Annotated in this window: 15 protein-coding genes and 5 pseudogenes; 4 read left to right on the plus strand and 16 right to left on the minus strand. The window is 70.1% G+C overall.

Annotated elements, in window-relative coordinates; genetic code table 11:
- Window positions 1-38 precede the first annotated feature (38 nt).
- On the minus strand, window positions 39-833 hold the full coding sequence (locus AB0P07_RS34050) for an SDR family oxidoreductase (RefSeq protein WP_365557633.1): 795 nt from the start codon (window positions 831-833) through the stop codon (window positions 39-41).
- 85 nt (window positions 834-918) lie between these two features.
- On the opposite strand from AB0P07_RS34050, the gene AB0P07_RS34055 reads away from it, so the two are divergent.
- Entirely contained in the window at window positions 919-1,770 is an 852-nt protein-coding gene (locus AB0P07_RS34055) for a helix-turn-helix transcriptional regulator (protein ID WP_365557636.1), read from the plus strand.
- A 291-nt stretch (window positions 1,771-2,061) separates the two neighbouring features.
- Here AB0P07_RS34055 and AB0P07_RS34060 read toward each other — a convergent pair whose 3' ends face one another.
- Window positions 2,062-2,628 (minus strand): helix-turn-helix domain-containing protein, encoded by a 567-nt coding sequence (locus AB0P07_RS34060; RefSeq protein ID WP_365557638.1) that lies wholly within the window; start codon window positions 2,626-2,628, stop codon window positions 2,062-2,064.
- Window positions 2,629-2,682: 54 nt separating this feature from the next.
- Between AB0P07_RS34060 and AB0P07_RS34065 the strand changes: the two genes are divergently transcribed.
- Window positions 2,683-3,846 carry a saccharopine dehydrogenase NADP-binding domain-containing protein gene (locus AB0P07_RS34065; RefSeq protein WP_365557641.1) on the plus strand — a complete coding sequence of 388 codons (1,164 nt, stop codon included), beginning with the start codon at window positions 2,683-2,685 and terminating at the stop codon, window positions 3,844-3,846.
- 53 nt (window positions 3,847-3,899) lie between these two features.
- Here the strand turns inward: AB0P07_RS34065 and AB0P07_RS34070 are convergent, their stop codons facing one another.
- The 3 genes and pseudogenes from AB0P07_RS34070 to AB0P07_RS34080 form a co-directional block, all read right to left on the minus strand.
- Window positions 3,900-7,034 carry a discoidin domain-containing protein gene (locus AB0P07_RS34070; protein ID WP_365557644.1) on the minus strand — a complete coding sequence of 1,045 codons (3,135 nt, stop codon included), beginning with the start codon at window positions 7,032-7,034 and terminating at the stop codon, window positions 3,900-3,902.
- Window positions 7,035-7,128: 94 nt separating this feature from the next.
- A pseudogene (locus tag AB0P07_RS34075) lies at window positions 7,129-7,357 on the minus strand (RICIN domain-containing protein); the annotation flags it as partial.
- 121 nt (window positions 7,358-7,478) lie between these two features.
- A complete protein-coding gene (locus AB0P07_RS34080; RefSeq protein WP_365557647.1) occupies window positions 7,479-7,628 on the minus strand; it encodes a hypothetical protein in 150 nt (49 codons plus the stop codon).
- Between the two features lie 308 nt (window positions 7,629-7,936).
- Between AB0P07_RS34080 and AB0P07_RS34085 the strand changes: the two genes are divergently transcribed.
- Window positions 7,937-8,548, plus strand: coding sequence for a TetR family transcriptional regulator (locus tag AB0P07_RS34085; protein WP_365557650.1), 612 nt, complete (start codon window positions 7,937-7,939; stop codon window positions 8,546-8,548).
- 76 nt (window positions 8,549-8,624) lie between these two features.
- Window positions 8,625-10,130, plus strand: a complete 1,506-nt coding sequence (locus AB0P07_RS34090) for an FAD-dependent monooxygenase (protein WP_365557653.1) — start codon at window positions 8,625-8,627, stop codon at window positions 10,128-10,130.
- On the opposite strand, the gene AB0P07_RS34095 is transcribed toward AB0P07_RS34090, so the two are convergent.
- From AB0P07_RS34095 to AB0P07_RS34145, 11 genes and pseudogenes are all read right to left on the minus strand, one after another.
- Window positions 10,120-10,476, minus strand: a complete 357-nt coding sequence (locus tag AB0P07_RS34095) for a hypothetical protein (protein ID WP_365557655.1) — start codon at window positions 10,474-10,476, stop codon at window positions 10,120-10,122. The two genes, AB0P07_RS34090 and AB0P07_RS34095, sit on opposite strands and share 11 nt — an antisense overlap.
- A gap of 3 nt (window positions 10,477-10,479) precedes the next feature.
- Window positions 10,480-10,812, minus strand: a pseudogene (locus AB0P07_RS34100) (DUF1877 family protein); the annotation flags it as partial.
- 42 nt (window positions 10,813-10,854) lie between these two features.
- Window positions 10,855-12,070, minus strand: a pseudogene (locus AB0P07_RS34105) (IS256 family transposase).
- Between the two features lie 156 nt (window positions 12,071-12,226).
- Window positions 12,227-12,439, minus strand: a pseudogene (locus AB0P07_RS34110) (transposase family protein); the annotation flags it as partial.
- A gap of 264 nt (window positions 12,440-12,703) precedes the next feature.
- Complete coding sequence (locus AB0P07_RS34115; RefSeq protein ID WP_365557657.1) at window positions 12,704-13,981, minus strand: pyridoxal phosphate-dependent aminotransferase; 1,278 nt, start codon at window positions 13,979-13,981, stop codon at window positions 12,704-12,706.
- 4 nt (window positions 13,982-13,985) lie between these two features.
- Window positions 13,986-14,819 carry an arylamine N-acetyltransferase gene (locus AB0P07_RS34120; RefSeq protein WP_365557660.1) on the minus strand — a complete coding sequence of 278 codons (834 nt, stop codon included), beginning with the start codon at window positions 14,817-14,819 and terminating at the stop codon, window positions 13,986-13,988.
- A 53-nt stretch (window positions 14,820-14,872) separates the two neighbouring features.
- Window positions 14,873-16,267: an amidase family protein gene (locus tag AB0P07_RS34125; RefSeq protein ID WP_365557662.1), complete on the minus strand. Its 1,395-nt coding sequence runs from the start codon at window positions 16,265-16,267 to the stop codon at window positions 14,873-14,875.
- Entirely contained in the window at window positions 16,267-17,586 is a 1,320-nt protein-coding gene (locus tag AB0P07_RS34130) for an aminotransferase class III-fold pyridoxal phosphate-dependent enzyme (RefSeq protein ID WP_365557664.1), read from the minus strand. Before AB0P07_RS34130 ends, AB0P07_RS34125 begins: the two co-directional genes overlap by 1 nt.
- A gap of 167 nt (window positions 17,587-17,753) precedes the next feature.
- Window positions 17,754-19,184, minus strand: a complete 1,431-nt coding sequence (locus AB0P07_RS34135) for a tryptophan 2,3-dioxygenase family protein (RefSeq protein ID WP_365557666.1) — start codon at window positions 19,182-19,184, stop codon at window positions 17,754-17,756.
- Between the two features lie 12 nt (window positions 19,185-19,196).
- Complete coding sequence (locus AB0P07_RS34140; protein WP_365557669.1) at window positions 19,197-19,832, minus strand: helix-turn-helix domain-containing protein; 636 nt, start codon at window positions 19,830-19,832, stop codon at window positions 19,197-19,199.
- A 52-nt stretch (window positions 19,833-19,884) separates the two neighbouring features.
- Window positions 19,885-20,339, minus strand: a pseudogene (locus AB0P07_RS34145) (transposase); the annotation flags it as partial.
- Window positions 20,340-20,351 lie beyond the last annotated feature (12 nt).

Consider the following 20,351-nt stretch of genomic DNA (forward strand, 5'->3'; position numbering starts at 1 on the left):
GCGGGTGGGCCTCGGCGGGTGGCGTCGGGCTGTCCTGGTCAGGCGCCGGCGCCGCCGTCGACCGGCAGGCTCGCGCCGGTCACGTACGAGGCGCGGTCGCTGAGCAGCCATGCTGCCGCCTCGGCGATCTGCCGGGGCTCCGCCATCCGGCCGAGCGGTATCGACTTGGTCATCTGCTCGACGATGCCGGGGGTCGCCGCCTCCCAGGTGTCGATCATCTCGGTGGAGGTGCCGCCGGGGGTGATGGCGTTGACCCGTATACGGTCACCGGCCCAGTTCACCGCGGCGGTCTCGGTGAGGCTGTTGAGCGCGCGCTTCATGGCGCCGTAGGCGGGCAGGGCCGGGTTCGCGCGGCGGCTGCCGATGCTGGAGGTGTTGACGATCGCCCCGCCGCCGCCCTGCCGCATGAGAGCGGCCTCGGCGTTCATGGCGGTCCAGTGCGCGCGGAAGTTCACGGCGAACTGCTCGTCGATGTCCTCGTCGCTGGTGGTGTGGACCGGCCCGAACTGCTGCTGGGGGACCGCGCCGTTGTTGAAGGCGCCGTCCAGCCGTCCGTGCAGCTCTTCGACCTGGGCGACGGCGGCGCGGATGCTCGCGCCGTCGGCGAGGTCCAGGGTGACGGCGTCGGCGGTACCGCCGTCGGCGCGGATCTCCTTCACGAGGGTCTCCAGGGCGTCGGTGCTGCGGGCGGCGAGCACGACGGCGGCGCCCTCGGAGGCGAAGAGCCGGGCCGCGGCCGCCCCGATGCCACGGCTGGCGCCGGTGATGAAGACGACCTTGCCGGTGAGCAGGCCGACGGGAGCGATCTCAGGGGTGTTCGTGTTGTTCGGCATGGCAACAGCGTCCGGCCGGCCGCCGACCGGATACAGGCACAACCAGTACTACGATCCGTCGCCGGGCGGCACGCACACTGGCCCTATGGACAAACAGGAACTCGGGGCATTCCTCCGCAGCCGCCGCGAACGGCTCCGCCCGCACGACGTAGGCCTCCCCGCCGGCCCGCGACGCCGCACCCCAGGTCTGCGCCGCGAGGAAGTGGCCGTCCTCGCGCACATCTCCACCGAGTACTACATCCGCCTCGAACAGGGCAGGGCGCCGCGCCCCTCGGGCGACGTCCTGGCAGCGATCGCCGACGCCCTGCGGCTCACTGACGCGGAGTCCGGCCACCTCCACGTACTCGCCGGCACCGCGCCGAACTGCACCGCACTGCACCGGCGCGACGTCCGCCCCAGCATCCTCGCGCTCCTCGACCGAATGCCGCAGACAGCTGGTTTTGTGATGTCCGCCGCCTGCGAGGTCCTTGCCTGGAACGATCTCGCGGCCGCCCTCACGGAGGACTTCGCCCCGCTCACCCCCTACGAGCGCAACCTCGCGCGCCGGGCCTTCCCCGGACCGCAATACACCGATGAGACGCTCTACGGAATCTCCGACGCCGCCGACTTCCGGGCGAACGTCGTCATGCAGCTCCACACCGCCCTCGCCCGCTACCCCACCGATCCCGCAGTCACCGGCCTCGTCGACGAACTCCGAGACACCAGCGCCGACTTCGCCCGGCTCTGGGACCGCCACGACGTACAGCCCGTACCGACGCTCACCAAGACCTTCCACCACCCCGTCGTCGGCGACGTCACCGTCGACTGCGACACCCTCACCCTCACCGACCGCGACCAGCATCTCGTCCTCTACAGCGCCCCGCCGGGATCCCCCGGCGCACAGACGCTGGCTCTCTTGAACGTCCTCGGCACCCGGGCGAGCGACTATCTGCACTAGCTTGATCTTCAGCATCCGGCACCGAACGGTGCCTCGGACTTGATCACTGGGTTCGGTGTCCTGGCCGAGCTGTCGTTGATGGGCGAACACCGTCGCGGTCACGGGGGACTTCACGCGGCGGTGGCCCGTGGACGGGCGGACGCGGCCCGCCTGCGACGGGCTCTGGCCACGGTGCCCCTTCCCCGTGCTGCAGACCGCCAACAGCGTCTGGACCTCCCGTGCTCTCGTGCGGCCGAAGGACCACCGTCGCGCGGACGAACTCACCTGCCTGCTGGGCTGATCCGGAGTGGCTCACGTCCCGGCGAGGGCGGCCCGCAGCCGATCGGTCACCATGTCCAGGCAGCTGTCGAAACCGATGCGTCCCCCGGCGTCGATCCAGCGTCGGAAGGCGATGTCGAAGGCCACCGTGGCGACCTGTGCGACGAGTTCGGCCGTGTCGGTCTCCACCCCCCGCTGGACGAGGGCGTCGCGGACCGCCCGGGTGATCGCGGCCGCCTTGGTCCGTTCACGCTCCTGCAACTCGGGGCTGGCGTCGATGACCGTCCGCCGCTCCGCCGAGTCGTGTACCTGCGCCACCAGTTCGGTGCCGACACGGGACATCGCATCGAGGACGGCGGTGAGCGGAGCCGCATCGGGTTCCGCCGCCAGGACGGCCTCCGCGAGCGCCGGGGGCAGGAGTTCCGAGCCGCCGAACAGGACCTCCCGCTTGTCCGGGAAGTAACGGAAGTAGGAGCGCCGGGTGAGCCCGGCCCGCTCGGCGATGTCGGTCACGGTCACGTCGTCGTAGCCGCGCTCCAGGTACAGCTCCAGAGCCGACCGCTTCAGGCGCTGCTCCGCGCCCGGGTCCCACCTTGCCATGGTCCGACTCTAACAGGTGATGTCTCACCGTGTCGTCAGTGTTAGCCTGCAGTCATGGCACTGTGTGTCATCGCCGGAGCGTCCGCCCCGGTGCCGCCCGGAGCAGACAGGGGCATGGACATGACCGAGACCAGCGGGTACAGGACGGACGACGAGGTGTGGATCGTCGGGGCCACCGGCCGGGTGGGCCGGGGCGTGACCGGGCGACTGGCCGCGCGGGGCCTGACGGTCGTGCCGGTCGGGCGCAGCCGGGAGCGGATGGCTGCCGCCGGCGCCGCAGCCGGCCTCGCCGCGGACGCGAAGACCGTCGTCGCCGACTCGGCCGAGCGGATCGCGGAGGAGGTCCTGCGGCAGCGCCCGCGGGGCGTGGTGAACGCGATGGGCGCCTACGCCACCACGGCGCCGGTGATCGCCCGCGCCTGCATGTCGGTCGGCGGCCACTACGTCGACCAGGCCAACGACGTGGTCGCCGTGGAGGGACTCCTCGCCCTGCACGAGGACGCGAAGCGGGCCGGCAGCACCTTGGTCACCGGCGCCGGATTCGGAGTGCTCGCGACGGAGGCGGTCGTGGCGAAACTGTGCGAGGAGCGGTCCGTGCCGCACCGGGTGCGGATCGACTCCGCGGCCTCGGTGGCCGTCGAGGCCGGAGCCCTCGGTGCCGCCCTGGCGGCCAGCATCGTGGACGCCCTCACCGCCGGCGGACGCCGCTACGCCGACGGGCGGCTGGTGGCCTCGCGCCTCGGTGCCGACCCGCAGCGGCTCACCTTCCCCGACGGGACGTCGGCCAGGTCCGCGGGTGTCGCCTCCGGCGAGCTCGTCGCGGCCCGGGCGGCCAGCGGGGCACCGTTCGTCACCGCGACGTCCTCCCTCGCACCGAGCACGCCGCTGCTGCGTGCCGTGGTCCCACCGCTGGGCCGCCTGCTGTCCGTCCCGGCGCTGCGACACCTCGCCGTCGCCCGGCTCGGACGCGTCACCGTCAAGGCAGCCCCCCGACCGCGCGAACACTCCTGGGGACACGCCGTAGTGGAATGGGCCGACGGCACCCGGCGCGAGGGATGGCTCCGGGCCGACGAGGGCATGGACTTCACCGCCGACGTCACCGCCACCGTCACCGAACTGCTGGCCCGCGGCGCCGGCCGGCCCGGGGCATGGACGCCGGCCGGCGCCCTGGGGCCAGACGTCGCGACCAGCGCCGGCGGCACCTTCGTACTGGACTGACGCCCACCGGTTCCCCGTCCCGGGCAGGCCGGGCAGGCCCCTGCGGGACCGCCTCAGCCCACGGAGAGCCGGACCAGCCCCTCGTGTGCGTGCGGCGCACCCTGCACCGTCACCGCGACGTACCGGGCCGAGCCCGCCCGGGTGAGCCGGCGCACGCGTCCACGGCCGTCCAGGGTGCCGGCCTGCTGGTAGTGCACCCCGTCGGTGCTGAACTCCACGCGGGCCGCCGGCGCCGCGCCGGTCCTCCACCGCGCCTCCACCCACCGCACACCGGTGCGCGTCCCCAGGTCGACCACCATGCGGCCGTCGCGCCCGGGGCGCCAGGCCGTGTCCGGGTCGCCGTCCACGGCGGCGCCGGGACCGGACATCCCCGGCGGCAGGGGATTGGTCGGGAAGGTGTTCCGACCCAGGGCGTGGTCGTGGTGCGGGAAGGCCTGTGCCCCGCGCAGCGTCACCCGCGTCTCCCGCCCGCCCCGCACGGTCGCCCCGGCACCGCGGCCCTGGGCCTCGATCCGCAGCCGACAGTCGGCGCCGGACAGGATCAGGGTCGCCCCGTCGGCCACCCGGACCCGCAGCCCGGAGGGCAGGGAGCGGCCGGACAGCGCGCTGAGGGTGAAGCGCGGCGCGAGCAGCGAGGCCGACGCCGCGTCCAGCCGCGCACCGTAGTCGATGCCCTCCCGGGTCACCGTCTGCTCACCCTCGTAGACCTCCCGGCTCCCGCCCTGCTGCGGCACCGAGACCCGGGTCTCCACCTCCTGCGCCGACAGGTTGAACAGGCTGAGGTACCCGTCCACCCGCGCCGCACGGACCCGGCTGTCCACGGCGGTGGGCGTGGCGCGACGGGCCAGCGCACTCAGGTCCTCGGCGCACACACCGCAGTGCCCCTCGATCACCAGCGGCTCCCGGGCCCCTTCGGCCGGGACGATCGCGTCGCCGTACACCGCCATCCTGTGCTCGCCCCCGCCGCGGACGACGAGCCCGGCGCGGCCGTCGACGTCGAGCCAGCCGCCGCCGCTGCGCAGTGAGGGGGCCGGGCCGGTCGCCAGATCGGTCCATCGCTCGCCGTCCGGCGAACCCTGCACCCGGTAGGAGCGGCCGGCGGCCGCCTCCCAGCGCAGCGTGACCCGGTCCAGCACGCGCTCGGCGCCGAGGTCGACGGCCCACCAGCTGTCCGCCCGCCCGCGGTCCTCGCGCGAGACCGCCCAGCGGCTTCCGCCGTCGCCGTCCACGGCCAGCTCCGGCCCCATGCCGGACGACTGCGAGGAGGCCGTCGCCGTCCCGCCCCGCGCGAGGTCGGGCCCCTCGGCCCCGTCCCGCGCCTCGACCGCGTACAGCGAGTACCCGTACGCCGGGTCGGGCTGGACGCCCAGCATGCGCAGGTGCCGCACCGTCGTGCCGGGGAAGGCCAGTTCGTCGACACGCCCCGCGGCCGAGGGCGTGGTGTCCCGCGCGCGGACCGTGGCCGAGCCCTCCGCGAACCGGTAGGTGCGGCTGCCGTCGAGGCCCGCCACCCCGGGCATGGTGAGGTTGTGCACCTCCAGCCGCGACGCGGCCGCGCCCGGCCCCTCGCAGGCGTAGACCACGGCGCCCGTGGGGAGTGTGGCGTACCCGGCGAAGCCCTCGCCGAGGCGCAGTACCGTGGCGCTGCCGTCGAAGCCGTCCCGCAGCGCCGTGTGTACGCGCACCGTCCTGCCGGTGACCTCCGCGGCGGTCGAGGGCAGGAACATCGGGGTGGCGCCGCCGAGCCGGAACAGCCAGTCGTCGTGCGCCGGCTGCCAGGCGAACTTCACGAACCCGGGCTTCGTCACCGCGCCCGCCCAGGCCGCGGGCGACTGGTGGGACACCAGACCGGGGCCGGTCCCGAAGTCGGTGACCCCCGACGCGTACGCGAACAACTCCTCGCGCGACAGGGGACGTACCCGCGGCCCCGCCTGCGGCCACACGTGCAGCAGATAGCTGATGGCCAGCTCCGCGCGCGCCTCCGGCTCGTACTTGGGCTCGCCCGAGAACTTCGCCAGCCGGTACTCGGGCGGGTACGCCTGGTACGCCTCCAGGCGTGCGGCCAGCTCCGTCTCCGCGCGCGCCGCCGCCCGGTCTCCCGCGACCCGCGACAGGAAGGCCAGCGGTATGACATCCCTGCCGTACAGGTGCTCGCGGTCGTCCACCATCGGCATCAGCGGCTCGCCCGCGTCCGACATGACGCCCAGCAGGGTCCGCCACAGCGGCTCCGCGTTGGGCTGCCTGGTCAGCACCTCGGGCAGCGGCTGCCCAGCGGCGAGGAAGTGTGCCGCGTTGCGCCCGGAGGTGCGCCACATCTCCTCCTGGTAGTGCGGGCCGAAGGAGCCGTGGTTCTCGACGATGAAGGTGTCGTACGTGTTGTGCGCGGTGTTGTGCGAGACCGGCACCCCGTCCACCCGCGCGGGGTTGGCCAGGTCGGCGGGCGGCAGGCCGCCCTCGTTGCGCGACCAGGTGCCGTAGTCGGCTGCCCACTCGGAGCGGCGCCGGTCGTCCGGGGCCCAGGCCAGCGCCGGCGCGAGGGTCTGCGCGTAGAGCCCCATCTCCTCCAGCTTGGTGTCGCCGACGTACCCGCCCGTGAGCCCGTTCGGGGTCCAGGAGCCGGAGTACGGGTCGTCGCCCGTGCCCAGGGAGTGGGTGTAGGCCGCCTGTTCGCGGGTGATGGTGTCGACCGCGGAGCGGGTGGCGGCGTCGAGCTCGTCCCACAGCAGGTGCGCGGCGAGGACGAAGTACGACTGGAAGGTGGTGTCGAAGAACAGGGTGCGGCCCCACTGGGTGCCGCCGGTCAGGCGGTTGGAGGCGGCGCAGTGACGCAGGGTTGCCAGGGTGCGACGCCTGAGCGTCTCCCGGTCGATGCCGGCCGCGTCCTCGTCGAAGGTCCCGTGGGTCAGCAGCACGGCGTGTCCGAGGACGACGGCGAACCCGAAGTTCCGGTCGCTGTACGCCCCCTTGGCCTCGTCCCACTGCGTCTCGGACCAGCGGGTGTGCCGCAGCAGCACACGGTGGTACGTAGCGGCGACACCGTCCGGCGGGTCGACGCTCCGGGCGGCTCCGGACGCGGCCGCGGCGGCCGAAGGGGACCCCAGCGCCGGCTGCAGAGCGGCTGCGGCGCCGGTCGCGCCGAGGAGTTGCAGGAGGAGCCTGCGGCCTACAGGGAGGGAAACGGGGCCCATTATGGTCCTCTTCGCCAGGCGACAACGTTGTCAACGAGGGTCATCCTGGAACGACTCGCACACGCGTGTCAATGGCCGTTCACCGCAGGGTGCGTCAGCGGTTGTCGGCCGTGCCGTCGTCCGCGCCTGTACGACGAAGGTGCCGACCGCGGGGGAGTGGTTCCGCACGGCGAGGAGCCTTCCGCTGTGGGTGTTGCGGATCGTGCAGGTGCCGTCGCCCTGGTCGAGGAGAGTCCAGGGCGGATCCGCGGTGCGTTGTCCGCCCGCTGCAGCACGGTGGCGCCGTCGGCCGTGGACACGTCCAGGACACCCGGTACCTTGCCGCGTCCCGCCGCGTCCCGCCGCGCCCCAGGCACAGCCAGTCGCCGTGCTCATCGGTCGGGCTCGCCGTCATGTCCGCCCAACCGTGGTGGCCCGGCGGAGGTTTCCCGCCGCTGTGCCGCGTCACGAGTCGCCCTCCAGGAGATGGGCCATCGCGGTGCGGGTCGCTCCGCAGTACGCGTCGCCGATCGCGGCCCGGGCGTCCTTCCTTGCGAAGTCCCCGCGCGGCCCGGGCGCCTGCTGCTGAGGCACCGGCACCTTGCTGCTGGGCAAGCTGCTCGTTGTTGCTCACTGCTCCTCCAAGGGCTGGGCCGGTCGGCTCGCCTGCGGCCGTCACGACGCGTTGCTCGGGTTCGAGGGGCAATTGGATGCGGACGACGCCAGGCTTTTCCGGTCAGAGGCGTGAACCCTCCTGTGTCTGATGTGCGACAGGTGTCGTCGCAGAGGTGGCTGGATGCCGCTCGAGGGCCTGCCGGCACATTGGGGCGGCCACTGCCTCATCCAGGAGGAGTCGACAGATTCCAGAAAATTGCGTGCCGCGAAAAATTGCGCACCACGCATTTTCTGTTAACGTGGAGGGCATGAGTGGTCTTCGGGAACGGAAGAAGGAAGCCACGCGCGCAGCGCTGAGCTGGGCCGCAGTCCGGCTCACCGTCGAGCACGGGTTGAGTGCGGTCAAGGTGGAAGACATCGCCGCGGCGGTCGGGGTGTCTCCGCGCACCTACAACAACTACTTCTCCAGCAAGGCCGAAGCGATTGCGTTCCGCTACCTCGAGCGCTCCTTGCGGCTCGCGGCCGAGTTGCGTCAGGGACCGCCCGATGAGCCCTTGTGGGAGGCGATCACTCGGGCGGCACTGCGGCAGCTGGAGCCCGGCCCCGAGGTGGAGCACATGCCACCTCAGGAGCCCGATGAGTGGGCGGCCGGTCTGAGGGTGATGCTGGCCGAGCCCGCGCTGGAGGCCGAGATGCTGCGGGCGAGCAAGATTGCGGAGAAGGAGCTTGCCGCAGCGATCGCTGACCGTACAGGCACGGACCCAGGGTCCGAGCTCTACCCTCGCCTGGTGGCCGCGAGCGTGATGGCTGCGAACAATGTCGCCCTCGAACTGTTCGTGCAAGGCGGCACCGGCGAGTCGATGGATGTTCTGCTGCCCCGGGCTCTGCGCATGGTGGCCACCGGGCTTCCCACTCCGTAGTCCCCTCCTTCCCGCCTGAACGCGGGCTGCTGCTTGCAGCCTCTGCGCCGTCATTCCGCAAACAAGGAGAAATGCCATGATTGATGTAGTCATTGTCGGTGGCGGTCCGAACGGGCTGATGCTCGCCTGCGAGCTGGCACTGGTTGGGGTGCGTCCGGTTGTGCTGGAGCGTCTCGCCGGCCCGAAGACCGAGCCCCGGGCGAACGGCCTGGTCGGTCAGGTGGTGCGCATGCTCGACCGACGTGGTCTCTACGCACGCATCAGCGGATCCAGCGAACCGCCCCGCCCCGCGCCCCGCTACATGTTCGGCGCTTTCACGTTGGACCTCACAGGACTCGACGACAACCCCGTGAGCCTGCTCCCGGCGCCGCAGGAGCAGATCGAAAAGGTTCTCACCGAACGCGCCGTGGAGCTTGGCGTCGACCTCCGCAGGGGGCAGGAGGTGGCCGATCTGCACCAGGACAACGACTTCGTCCGGATCACCCTTGCCGACGGTGAGGCTCTCACCGCCCGTTACCTGGTAGGGGCTGACGGGGGGCACAGCCTGGTGCGACGCCTGTCCGGCATCGGCTTCCCCGGCGTGACCACCGACGACTTCGTCACCCGCTCGGCCAACGTGTCCGTGGCGGACGAATACCTGGGCCCGGACGGCAGCCTGCACGTTCCCGGCTACGGGAGCTTGCCACCCTTGCTGTACGTGCGCACGGAACGCGGCACGATCACGTGGGGCCTGCTGCCCGGCCGTGTGCCAGTCCTCAACACCACCGAAACCGGCAGGCCGGACGAGCACACCACCCCGATGACTTTCCAGGAGATGATGGCAAGCGCCGAACGCGTGCTAGGTGTGCCCGTCCCGCTGGGTCCGCCGCAAGGAGAGGGACCACACCTGCTTCGACGACTTGTCGGCGGAAACACCCGACTGGCAGACCGCTACCGGGACGGGCGGGTACTGCTGCTGGGCGACGCGGCCCACGTGCACTCGGCAATCGGCGGCCCGGGACTCAACCTCGGCCTGCAGGACGCGGTCAACCTCGGTTGGAAGCTGGCCGCCACAGTGCGAGGGTGGGCCCCCGAGGGTCTGCTCGACACCTACGACGAGGAACGCCGACCTGTCGCAGAACACGTCGTTGCCTCGACCCTGTCCCAGTCGGCACTGATGCGCCCCGGGCCGGAAGTCAGTGCCCTGCGAACCGTCTTCGGCGAGCTGCTCGCCTCACCCGGCGGCACGGAACGCATCGCCCACCTGCTCGCCGGCACCACCGAGGACTTCGCGCCCGACCTCGTGATCCACACCGGCGCAGGCACCCGTCGGCTGGCCGACCTGACCGCCACCGCCCGGCCTTTGCTGCTGGACCTGTGCGGCGACTTCACCGAGGCCGCGAAGCCCTGGCACGACCGGGTCGATGTCATAAGCGGCACGGCAGAGAGCACGAGCGTGACCGGCCTGCTGCTGCGCCCCGACTCCCACATAGCGTGGACCGGACACGAGCCGAAAGACGCCAGCGGTCTGCGAGCCGCACTGCACCAGTGGTTCGGCACGCCGCTGAGCGGCGACCGTGAGCCGGAGCAGGTCAGCGGTTGACCTGGGCCATCGGCTCGCGGTTCGCAGCTCGGGAGGCTGCAAGGTCCTCGTCCCGTGCGGCGAGTTCGCCGCGCAGATCGAGAATCTGCTGCTCCGACCCGGTGGTCCGGCATGTGAGCATCTTGATGTCGGCCGGGGCACAAAGGCCGGATGCGTCCTGAGCCGCCTGGCCCAGTACCTCGGACAGGCGCCGTTCGAGCCGGGCGATGTGCGCGGCCAGTGTCCCTTTGCGCGCTGTGAGGTTCGCGACGTCGGCAAGCAGCGACTTGCTGCTGACCTGCGTCGCTAGGAGGCGACCGTGCTGGTCGCGGTCATCAACGAATGGCTGTGAACAGCAGGCCGCCACATCTCACGCCCATACCGCTTTGACCACCGCGTGGCCTGCCGAAGCCGCCTGCCCGTAGAACTCTTGGAGGTCCCTGTGATGTTCGAGGTGTTCCTGCTTGGTCCAGCCGAGGGCACTGAACCTTGCGTCGACGACGCTGCACAGCTCGTCGAAGGAGACAGCCGTAAGGAACTGCGCGGCCTGTGACACCCCGGGCGGCTCCAGAAGCATCAGCGGGGGATCGGAGGGATCGGCATCAGCGCTGTGGGGTACCGGGCGGCCGCCGTAGATCGGCGGATTCCAAGGCTCGTCGTCGTCCGTACAGAGGGCATCGGCGGCGGCATGGAGGTCGTGGACAGCATCCCAGCTCGGTCATGTCCCTTGTCGTGGTGTAGGCGATCAGTCGTCTGACGTGGCGGGTAGGAGGATCGTGTCGTCGGGACAGAGGGCGTCCATGCTCTCGTTGGAGAGGTAGCGGCGGGGGAAGGCGATCCATTCGTCGTGGAGTTCGGCGAGGACCGCGGTCGCGAGGCGGAGGACGGCGGGCGGGTTGGGGAAGACCTGGACGACGCGGGTGCGGCGTTTGATCTCCCGGTTCAGCTGCTCCAGTGGGTTCGTGGACTGGATCTTCTTCCAGTGCTGGTGGGGGAAGTCCGCGAACGCGGTGAGATCTTCCTTGGCCTCCTGCAGCATCTCTCTGACTTTGGGGAACTGGCGGCCGAGCATGTCGTGGACGGTGTCGAGCCGGGTGCGGACGGCGTCCGCGGTGGGCGGGGCGAAGACGGTGCGGATCGTCGCGGCGACCATCTCCGCCGAGCCTTTCGGGATCACGGCGAAGACGTTGCGGACGAAGTGGACCCGGCAGCGCTGCCGGGCGGCGCCGTGACCTTGCGGATCGCTTTGACCAGACCGCTGTGGCTGTCGGAGATGACCAGGCGGACGCCACTCAGGCCGCGGTCTCGCAAGGAACGCAGGAACTGGGCCCAGAAGGCTTCGGTCTCGCTGTCGCCGCCCTGGCGCCGACGACTTCGCGGCCGCCGTCCTGGGTGACGCCGGTGGCGATGACGACGGCCTGGGAGACGATGCGGTGGTCGACGCGGGCCTTGACGTAGGTGGCGTCGAGGAACAGGTAGGGGAACCGGATGTGATCCAACGGCCGGGTGCGGAAGGCGTCCAGCTGTTCGTCGAGCTCGGCGCAGATCCGGGAGACCTCACTCTTCGATATCCCGGTGTCCGAACCGAGGGCTTTGACCAGGTCGTCGACGGAGCGGGTGGAGACGCCGTGGACGTACGCCTCCGTGATGACCACGTAGAGAGCCTGGTCGGTGCGCCGGCGGCGCTCGAGGAGGCTGGGGAAGAAGCTTCCAGCCCGCAGTTTCGGGATGGCGAGTTCCAGGTCACCGGCCTGTGTGGTCACTGTCTTCTCACGGTGCCCGTTGCGCCAGGTGGTGCGAGTGTCGGTGTGTTCGCCCCACTCGGCGCCGATCTTCGTGGTGACCTCGGCCTCGATCAGTTCCTGCAGCAGCCTCTCGGCGACCTCGCGGACGAGTTCAAGACCAGCAGCCGAACGTAGTGACTCATGCAGGCGAAGTAGGTCACGCTGGGACAAGGCCACCGTGCACCCCCTGGGGTCGAACTGCCCCTTCAATCCGGACAGTTGCACGGTGGCCTGTCAGTTGAGCAGGGAGCAGACACCGGCAGTCGGTGCACCCAAGGGAGCAGAACCCGCGCACTCAACCACGAACATCTCCTACACCACCCGGCAGGACGCCATCAGCCGCCGTATCCTCACCCGGACCACGACCTGCCGGCCGTCGACCGGCACATTCCGCACCGTCCGGCCGTGATACCCGGGGACCCGCCCCGTCACCACGCCGCACACCGGACAGGGAACGGGAACATCCCGAGTCCGAGCCGAGACCCGGACTGTCTCGCCACCGTCCGCCACATCCTCGATGACCAACGCCGACAACCCCGAAAACACCGCTCCTGCAGGCGGGTTCGCATCATGCACGCTCGATGATCACAGGCAGGCACTCACCGTCACCACCGACCACGGAACAGAGCCGAACACTTTACAGTCCCTCGACGACCTGGTCAACGCCTTCGGCTCCGACACCGGGACATCGAGAAGTGAGGTCTCCGCGAGGCCGGGACGACCGTGTACGCCGAGACTGCTGAAGCACGCGGACGACCCGCCCTCCCCGGCAGGGATGGCGCAAGCGGCCACCGCGGCCGCCAGGAGTTCTCACCAGCCGAGTCCCGCGCGGGCGAGCCGGTCCAGCGCTTCGTCGAGGACGGGTCCGGGCTGCCCCAGGAACAGGCGGACGTAGGCGCTGGGTGGGCCGAGTCGGCCGGATGGTGTGTTCGGAGGGACGGTCATGCTGCCCGCTCCCGGCAGCACCCCGGTGGCCACGCACAGTCGGCGGTAGTGTGCTTCCGAACCGTCGCGCACGAAGCGAGCCGGTACCCGGAACCTGAGGTAGGCGCTGCACGTCCCGACGTGCACGGCGTCAGGCGGAAACCCCAGGTCGCGACGGAGCCGGTCGGCGACCTGCTGTCGAGCCGCGGCGTATCCGCGCCGCAGTCCCCTGAGGAACGCGTCCGCTTCCTCCTTCCTCAGCCAGGCCGCCATGGCGGCCTGCAGAGGCAGCGCACAGCCGTAGGAACGCTCCTGCGTGAAGCGGGCCAAGTCGGCCAGGACGTCCGGCCGGGAGGTGAGGGCACCCAGTCCCCAGCCGTTGCAGTGGAACTGTTTGCCCAGCGTTCTGGTGGCGAGCCAGGGAGCGCTGGTTCGCGGCATCTCCTCCACCAGGATCCGCAGAGCGTTGGTGGGCTGTTCACCAGGCGTGTGGAGAGCGTAGTAGGCGTCGTCCAGCAAAACGGCCGCATGGTGCGCAGCAGCCGCGCCGATGATGCTTTCGACTCTGTCAGCAGCCCAGTTGGTGCCCGTCGGGTTGTGCTGAGGGTTGAGGACGAGTAGGCAGCCGCGTCCCGCACACCTCAGCAGGGACGCGACCTCCTCGGGGTCGGGCTGCCAGCCTTGGGCCGGGTCGAGCGTGTAGAAGCGCATTTGGTAGCCGAGCGGGGTCAGCACGCCGCTGTAGTCCCACCCGGGTGCGGGGGCGAGAGCCGTCGGTGCGCCGTCGGAGGTCGCGCCGTCGCTGAGCAGCAGGCGGCCGAAGTCGGACATGGCCGCCCGTGTGCCGCTCTGGCTGACGGCCACGTCGTACGGAGCAGCCCCGGTTCCGGGCAGCTGATGGGTGCGAGTTATGTAGGCGCGCAGGCCGTCGCGCAGGGTCGGCAGACCGTAGGGAGACAGGGTGTAGCCGTGTGCGTGGGCGGGCAGCGGTTCGGCGAGTGACGCCGCCAGCCCCGGGGCGACGGCCGTCCACGTCTCACCCAGGCTCAGGTAGATGAGGTCCCGGACCTCTCCACCCTGCTCCTCGTACAGCCGGATGAGACGGGCGTCCTCGTGGTCGTTGGGAAGAGCCCCGCTGTCCAGGACCGATCGTGTGGGTTCCACGCCGTTATCGCATTTCCGTCGCTGCGGGCGGGGTGAACCATGAGGTCAGCCTCGTAAGCTCGGCAGGGCTCAGCACGATGCCGAATTCGTCGAGGACACCGGGGAGGGACGCTTCGGTCACCCGCTCGGTGACCTGCCCCGACGGTGTGACGCGGCGGAGACGGTCGCCGTGAAGGTGGAAACAGGAGCCGGGCCTGAGCCGTTGCAGGAGCGGAGCCCTGCGCAGCATCGACCTTGGGTGCGTGCTGAGGAAGTGGTGGGCGACGGTGAAGTCCATCGGCGGTCGTGGTTCGTGAGTGAACTCGTAGAGCCGCACCCACTCGCCTCGCGTCAGGACGTCGATGCTCCAGACAAAGTGATCGTGAGCCTTGACCCGGAAGCGTCGGCCGTACTGTGTCACCTCCGCCTCGTTCCTGGCCGGCAGGGGCTCGAGGAAGCCGTCGGAGCCGAAGCCGACGTCGCAGAGCCACTCCTCCGTTCCGATCCGCGTCTTGAGCAGCATGTGGGTGCGGGGGCGGGGACCCGTGCCGCCGAGCAGGACGCGGGCCGCCAGGCGCTCGACGGGTAGTCCCAGGCTCTCAAGCACGAGGCCGAACAGCAGGTTGTGCTCGTGACAGCAGCCTCCGCGTGGGCGCCGGCACAGTTTGTCGACGATTGCCTCGGGTTCCAGGCTCACGGGTGTGCCCAGCACGAGGTCGATGTTGTCGAAGGGAATCGCGGCCAAGTGAGCACGGTGCAGTTCACGCAGGTCGTGTGAGGTCGGACAGCTCCGTCCGGCCTCGGTGGCAGACCCGAGACCGGGCAGCCCTACGCGACGGGCGTAGGCGCCGAACTCCAACCGCTCGGCGCCCCATGTTGAAGCGGGCACGGTGTGGTGCGAAGAGATGTGCGTCATGTGATCTCCGGTTCCGGAGGACGGGGAAAAGGCGGCAGGTGCCGCGCGCACCGGCGGCCGAGAGCCAGCAGCTGCCGGTCATGGTGGCGCGGTGCGTCCAGCAGCAGCCCGACGGGGAGACCGCGTGAGGTGTACCCGGCCGGCAGCGTCAGCGAGGGCCACCCCCAGACAGCGGCGGCAGCGGTGTTGCGGATGTACGTGGTGAAGGTCGGGACGCGGCGATCCCCGCACACCATCCATCGACCGGTCCCGAGGGGAGGTGCAGGCGTGATCGTGGTGGGGGACATGAACGCCGACGCCTCGCTGAGCCGGAGCGCGCGCAGAGCGGAGGCGGCCGTGCGACGGGCCACGTGTCGCGCCGCGTGGTACTGGTCGGGCCCGACCACATGACCAGTGAGGAGCGGCGTCAGGAGGGCCCGTACGTCCGGCGAGGCGATCTCCTCGATCACCGCCTCACCCGTCAGTGGGGAACCATGGTGGCGCAGGTACGCAGTCAAGGCCGCCGGAGTATCCGCAAGCGGGACCGCGGTGGCGGCTTCCATGAGCTCGCCCGTGTCGTACACCGGTTCCGGCAGTTCCCGCAGGGACCACCCGGCGGCCCGCAGAGAGTCGCACGCCGCCCGCATCACGCGGGCCACCTCCGGGTCGAGCTCCGTCCAGGCTGTCGTCCGGGGCAGCGCGAGGACCGGCGGCGCCGAAGGAGGTGGGTCGGGCAGCGGGGGGACACCGCTGAGGACCGCGTCCAGCAGTTGAACGTCCTCCACGCTGCGGGCCATGACACCAACAGTGTCCCGAGTGGGCGAGATGCGGACGACCCCCTGATGCGGGTAGCGACCCGTGCTGGGGCGGAACCCGACGACTCCGCAGAGGGCTGCCGGGATGCGGATGGACCCCCCGGTGTCCGTACCCAGTCCGGCCGGGACGACGCCGGCAGCCACGGCCGCCGCGGTGCCGGAGCTGCTCCCGCCCGCGAGCCTGTCAGGGGCCACCGGGTTGCGCGCAGTGAGTCCGCAGGGGTGCGCGCCGGTCACTCCGTAGGCCAGTTCATGCAGGGTCGTCTTCCCCATCAGCACCGCACCGGCCTCGGCGCAGCGCCCCCACACGGCGGAGTCACGTTCCGGTGTGTGGTGGCGCAGGGCGGGGGTGCACGCCGTCGTGGGGACGCCCGCCACGTCGATGTTGTCCTTGACGGCGAGAGGCATGCCGCCCAGTGGCCCGGCCGCAGGCGGCGTGGCGCGCGGCCGTGCCGCGGCGTCACCCACGAATGCGCACAGTCCGGCCAGCCGGGTCTTGCGCTCTGTCAGCCGCGCGCTGTACTCGACGGCGTCGATCGCTCCTCTGCCGAGGGCGGCGCGCGCTTGACTCAGTGTCCACAGGTGCGATGCCGTCATCAGGTGTCCTCGACGGTCAAAGTGGGTGCCGCCGCGGCCGCAACCGTCGGGGCATCGGTGAGAAGTTCGGGGTGGTTCTCGGCCAGGTAGGGACGCAGGAGTCGCAGCGTCGAGGCGAACGCCTCGACGAACGCGTCCACCACCGAGGGTGTCGTCACGATGTGCTGGCACATCAGTCCGTGTCGGGCCGTCAGGAACCCCTCGTTGAGAAGGTGCAGATGTACGAGTGCTCGCAGCCGGCTCCTGCCCTGGCGGGCGGCCGCTGTATCGGCGGCGTTCTCGGGCGGCCTGGCTCCGAAGTGGAAGTAACTCATGCCTCCCTCGCCGACGCTCCGTCCCAAGACCCCGGCGCGACGGGCGGCTGTGTCGAGGCCGCGGCGGAGTCGTGCACCGAGGCGGTCGAGGTGGGCGATCTCGGGGGCGCCGAAGGACCGCAAGGCGGCGATCCCGGCGGCCAGGGACAGGCTGTTCCCGCCGAATGCACTGGCGTGGTAGACGGGTTGGGGGCGCGAAGGGGAGAAGAGGGCCATGATGTCGGCCCGGCCTCCGAACACGCCGATCGGCAGTCCGCCCCCCACAATCTTGCTGAACGTGCTCAGGTCCGGCGACACCGCGTGCTTCACCTGCCAAGGACCGAGGCGGAACGTGGCACATTCGTCGAAGACCAGCAGGACACCGTGCCGCGCGGTCAGCCGGCGCAGCTCCTGAAGATAGCCGGGACGGGCGGGGATGCCGCCGCCCACCCCGAGTACCGGCTCCACGATCACCGCGGCCACCTGGCCGTCGAGCCGGGACAGGACATCCGCGACGACTTCCGTGTCGTTGAAGGGAACGGTCACTACCGACCGTAGGACGGTGTCGGGCACCCCTGGCGCAAGATGCGCCGAGGGAAGGCCAGGCAGCTGCTGGCGGTGCGTCGTCCCGCCGGACATGAAGGCACTGACGTGGCCCCAGTCGTGCGTGCCGTGGTATCCGCCGTCGATCTTCACGATGACGTCCCTGCCGGTGTAGGCGCGAGCCGTGCGCAGGGCCCACATGGTCGCCTCGGTACCCGAGTTGCAGTACCGCAGGCGCTGCAGTGCGGGCACGCGCGCACGCATCAGTTCGGCGTGCTCGTACTGAAGGGTGCTGGGCCCTCCGAGAGCTGTGCCCTGTTCGACCTGCTCGTGCACTGCTCGGGTCAGCGCCGGATGGTTGTGGCCGTGCGCGAGGGCACCGTAGTTGGCCACCATGTCGTGATACCAGCGGCCATCGAGGTCCCGGACCCGTGCTCCCTCACCACGGCTGAAGTACAGGGGATGAGGCGCGTACGTCGTCATGGTTCGTGTGTCGCCTCCCGGCAGGGAAGCAGCAGCTGCCTCGAAGGCTCGCGCCGAAGCGGGGCTCAGTGCTCGGTAGCGTTCGGTCACCTGCTGAGCCACATGGTCGCCCGGTGTCATGCCGTCGCCTTCCTGTAGGTGTTCGGCGGTACGCCTGATTCCCCTGTTCATGACCACGCGGCGGAACTGGACGACAGGAGGGAACGTGCTTCCCACAGCTCGGGGAAGAACCGGTGCTCGGCAGCCTGCCGCAGCCAATCGATCCCGGTGGTGCCTCCGGTGCCGGGTTTGTTGCCGATCGTGCGTTCGACCAGGAGCAGATGAAGCGCACGCCACTGGCTGAACGCATGGGCGACGTCCATGAGCGTTTCGCCCAGTCGGAACAGGTCGCTCGAAGGGCCGTGCTCGTCGTAGACGCGGGCCCACGCCCGACGTGCGGCCTCGGTGGCCGGTGCCCCGTCGCCGGATCCGCCGTCGAGGAGGCCACGCCGCTCCAGCAGTCCCAGGACCTCGTCGTACACGCTGCTGCGGAACAGGGCCCGGTGGACGGATTCCGACACTCCGGCCACGTCAGCATGCCGGCGCGCCATGGCTTCCGATTTCCGCCCGAGCGCGAACTCCAGCATGCGGTACATGTAGGAGTCGATGCCTGAGGCTGCTCCGAGGTGCTCCCGAAACGCATTGAACTCGGCTGGTGAAATCCCGGCGAGGACATCCCAGGTGGTGGTGAGCGAACCGAGCGCCGCAGTCGCTCGACGGAGGTTCCAGGTGGCCTCGTCGCCCTGGTCGACGATGAGAGCCAAGCGTGCCGCGGACACCTCCTCGTGCACCAGCTTGAACAGTAATTCCTTCGCCTGTCCGATCAGGTAGAACGTCATTTCGGCGGGTTGGCCGGTGTGCGGTCGCTGGAGTGAGAGCAGGGTGTCGATGCTCTGATAGTCGATGTACTCCGATTTCGGCGCAGCCCCTGACCCGGACTGTGTGGCGGAGTCGTGCAGTTCGACGAAGCGCTGCGGGAGATGGCTGCCGGATCGACCCGCCTGATACCTCTCACCGAATCGTTTCTCGTAGTGGACGAAGAGTTCTGGATCGTCGTGCAGGAACAGGATGTCGTGCAGGGCCATGCGGCGGACGGCGAACGCAGGCTGGGGTGCGCGTGACACCTTGAAGGAGGAGTTCCATACCGAAGGCTCCGGGCACCGCGGGTGGAACTGTCCGATCATCAGGCCGCGCCGGACGGCCTCGCCCTTCACCCGCCGCTGCGCCTCGTCGAGCAGGGGCCCATGGTGGTCGGGCATGCCGAGAAGTACTGTGACCAGCGAGGATATCGACTTCTTCCCCTCGGGCCAGGACCGCTTCGCGTAGGAGTCCAACTGAGTCCGCATGGTGTCCGCCAAACCGTGCCAGCCGTTGGCGGCGTCATAATCGGCTGTCTCCACCAGCAGCGTTTCCGCGCGGAGGGCGGGCTCTACGAACGGGCAGACGCTTCCTTCCCTGCCGAGATCGTCGTGAGGTTCCGCCAGGAAATCTCGGACCCATTTCTTGAGCTCGTCAACTTCACCGGGACAAGTAGCGCGCCGGGCCGAATCATCGTTCATGGAGCTGTCTTTCTACTGGGGTGTTTCTGTCGGGTACCCGGAGTCTCCACCGAAGGACGTCATTTTCCGGACGGGTGTACCGGGTGCTGCAGGAAAGCTTGTGCGGCATGGGACGGATGTCGTGGAGCGCGCGCCTCGTGCGGCACATCCCTCACTCAGGAGAAGAACGTGCATGCGCGTGGCGTGGCTGAGATTCCCGTTGCTTCGCTCCGTGAGCTTCTCGCGCACCAGCGTGCGCAGGGGTTCACGGGCGCGGATCTTCTCTTCCTTGGGCCGGTGGCGCTGCAGCAGGAACTGGTTGTGGGCGCACCACGGATGGTAGCTGCCGTCCGGTGTCGCATTGCGCTTGATCTCGCGGTAGACGGTCTGAAAGCTCTTCCCGATCGATGCCGCGATCTCCTTGACGGCCTGCTTGGCGTGAAGTCCGTTGGCGATGGCGATACGGTCGTTCTGGGTCAAGAAGCGCGGCGATATGGGGCCGGAGCCGGAGACGATCATGCTTCCAGCTTCTATGAACCAGTTCGAACCGCAGCTGGCGGAGATTCCGACCACCCGAGCGGCGGCGGCACCCTTGTACCCCTCTCTGAGCAGCTCGAAGTACCGCTTCTTGACTTCGGTCGACATCTTGTTGGGCGCGTACCTCGGCATCCGAACGCCTCCCTTCCGGGGCGTTCGCAACCACCGATAGAACTCAAGCCGGGTCGAGCGGTCGGGCCTGCCATTCCGCCATGCCTTCCATCACCGCGTCGGTGATGGAGGAGACGGTCTGCCTGGACACCTCCGCGCCGTACACCTCGGCCGGATGAGCTGATATCTCCCTTGTGTGAGGCCTTCGCGGACAGCGACAGCACCATCTCGTCCACGCCGGTCAGCCGGCGCTGCCGCTTCTTCACGAGCTGCGGCTCGAAGGTGCCGGCGGTGTCCCGGGGCACGTTCACCTCGATGGGGCCTACGTCGGTCAGCACGGTCTTTCGAACGGGTGCCGTTCGGGGAGTTGCTGCTGTTGCGGCCTGCTGCGTCGTGCTTGTCATTGCCGACGTGATCGGTGCTCTCGCCCTCCAGGGCGGACTCCGGCACCCGCTTCGTCAGCTGCTGCAGCAGCCCTCCCTCGCCGGTCAGCTGCAGCCCGTCGGAACGGGCCCGGTCGACCAGCATCGAGATCAACTA

Origin of the sequence: Streptomyces sp. NPDC085944, assembly GCF_040686295.1 — a bacterium.
In the GTDB taxonomy this organism is placed as follows: Bacteria; Actinomycetota; Actinomycetes; order Streptomycetales; family Streptomycetaceae; genus Streptomyces; species Streptomyces salinarius.

What these genes read in the sequence shown, in the direction of transcription:
- AB0P07_RS34050 (WP_365557633.1), bottom strand. Translation starts at nt 833, where the DNA reads ATGCCGAACAACACGAACACCCCTGAGATCGCTCCCGTCGGCCTGCTC.
- AB0P07_RS34055 (WP_365557636.1), top strand. Translation starts at nt 919, where the DNA reads ATGGACAAACAGGAACTCGGGGCATTCCTCCGCAGCCGCCGCGAACGG.
- AB0P07_RS34060 (WP_365557638.1), bottom strand. Translation starts at nt 2,628, where the DNA reads ATGGCAAGGTGGGACCCGGGCGCGGAGCAGCGCCTGAAGCGGTCGGCT.
- AB0P07_RS34065 (WP_365557641.1), top strand. Translation starts at nt 2,683, where the DNA reads ATGGCACTGTGTGTCATCGCCGGAGCGTCCGCCCCGGTGCCGCCCGGA.
- AB0P07_RS34070 (WP_365557644.1), bottom strand. Translation starts at nt 7,034, where the DNA reads ATGGGCCCCGTTTCCCTCCCTGTAGGCCGCAGGCTCCTCCTGCAACTC.
- AB0P07_RS34085 (WP_365557650.1), top strand. Translation starts at nt 7,937, where the DNA reads ATGAGTGGTCTTCGGGAACGGAAGAAGGAAGCCACGCGCGCAGCGCTG.
- AB0P07_RS34090 (WP_365557653.1), top strand. Translation starts at nt 8,625, where the DNA reads ATGATTGATGTAGTCATTGTCGGTGGCGGTCCGAACGGGCTGATGCTC.
- AB0P07_RS34125 (WP_365557662.1), bottom strand. Translation starts at nt 16,267, where the DNA reads ATGACGGCATCGCACCTGTGGACACTGAGTCAAGCGCGCGCCGCCCTC.
- AB0P07_RS34130 (WP_365557664.1), bottom strand. Translation starts at nt 17,586, where the DNA reads ATGACGACGTACGCGCCTCATCCCCTGTACTTCAGCCGTGGTGAGGGA.
- AB0P07_RS34135 (WP_365557666.1), bottom strand. Translation starts at nt 19,184, where the DNA reads ATGAACGATGATTCGGCCCGGCGCGCTACTTGTCCCGGTGAAGTTGAC.
- AB0P07_RS34140 (WP_365557669.1), bottom strand. Translation starts at nt 19,832, where the DNA reads ATGCCGAGGTACGCGCCCAACAAGATGTCGACCGAAGTCAAGAAGCGG.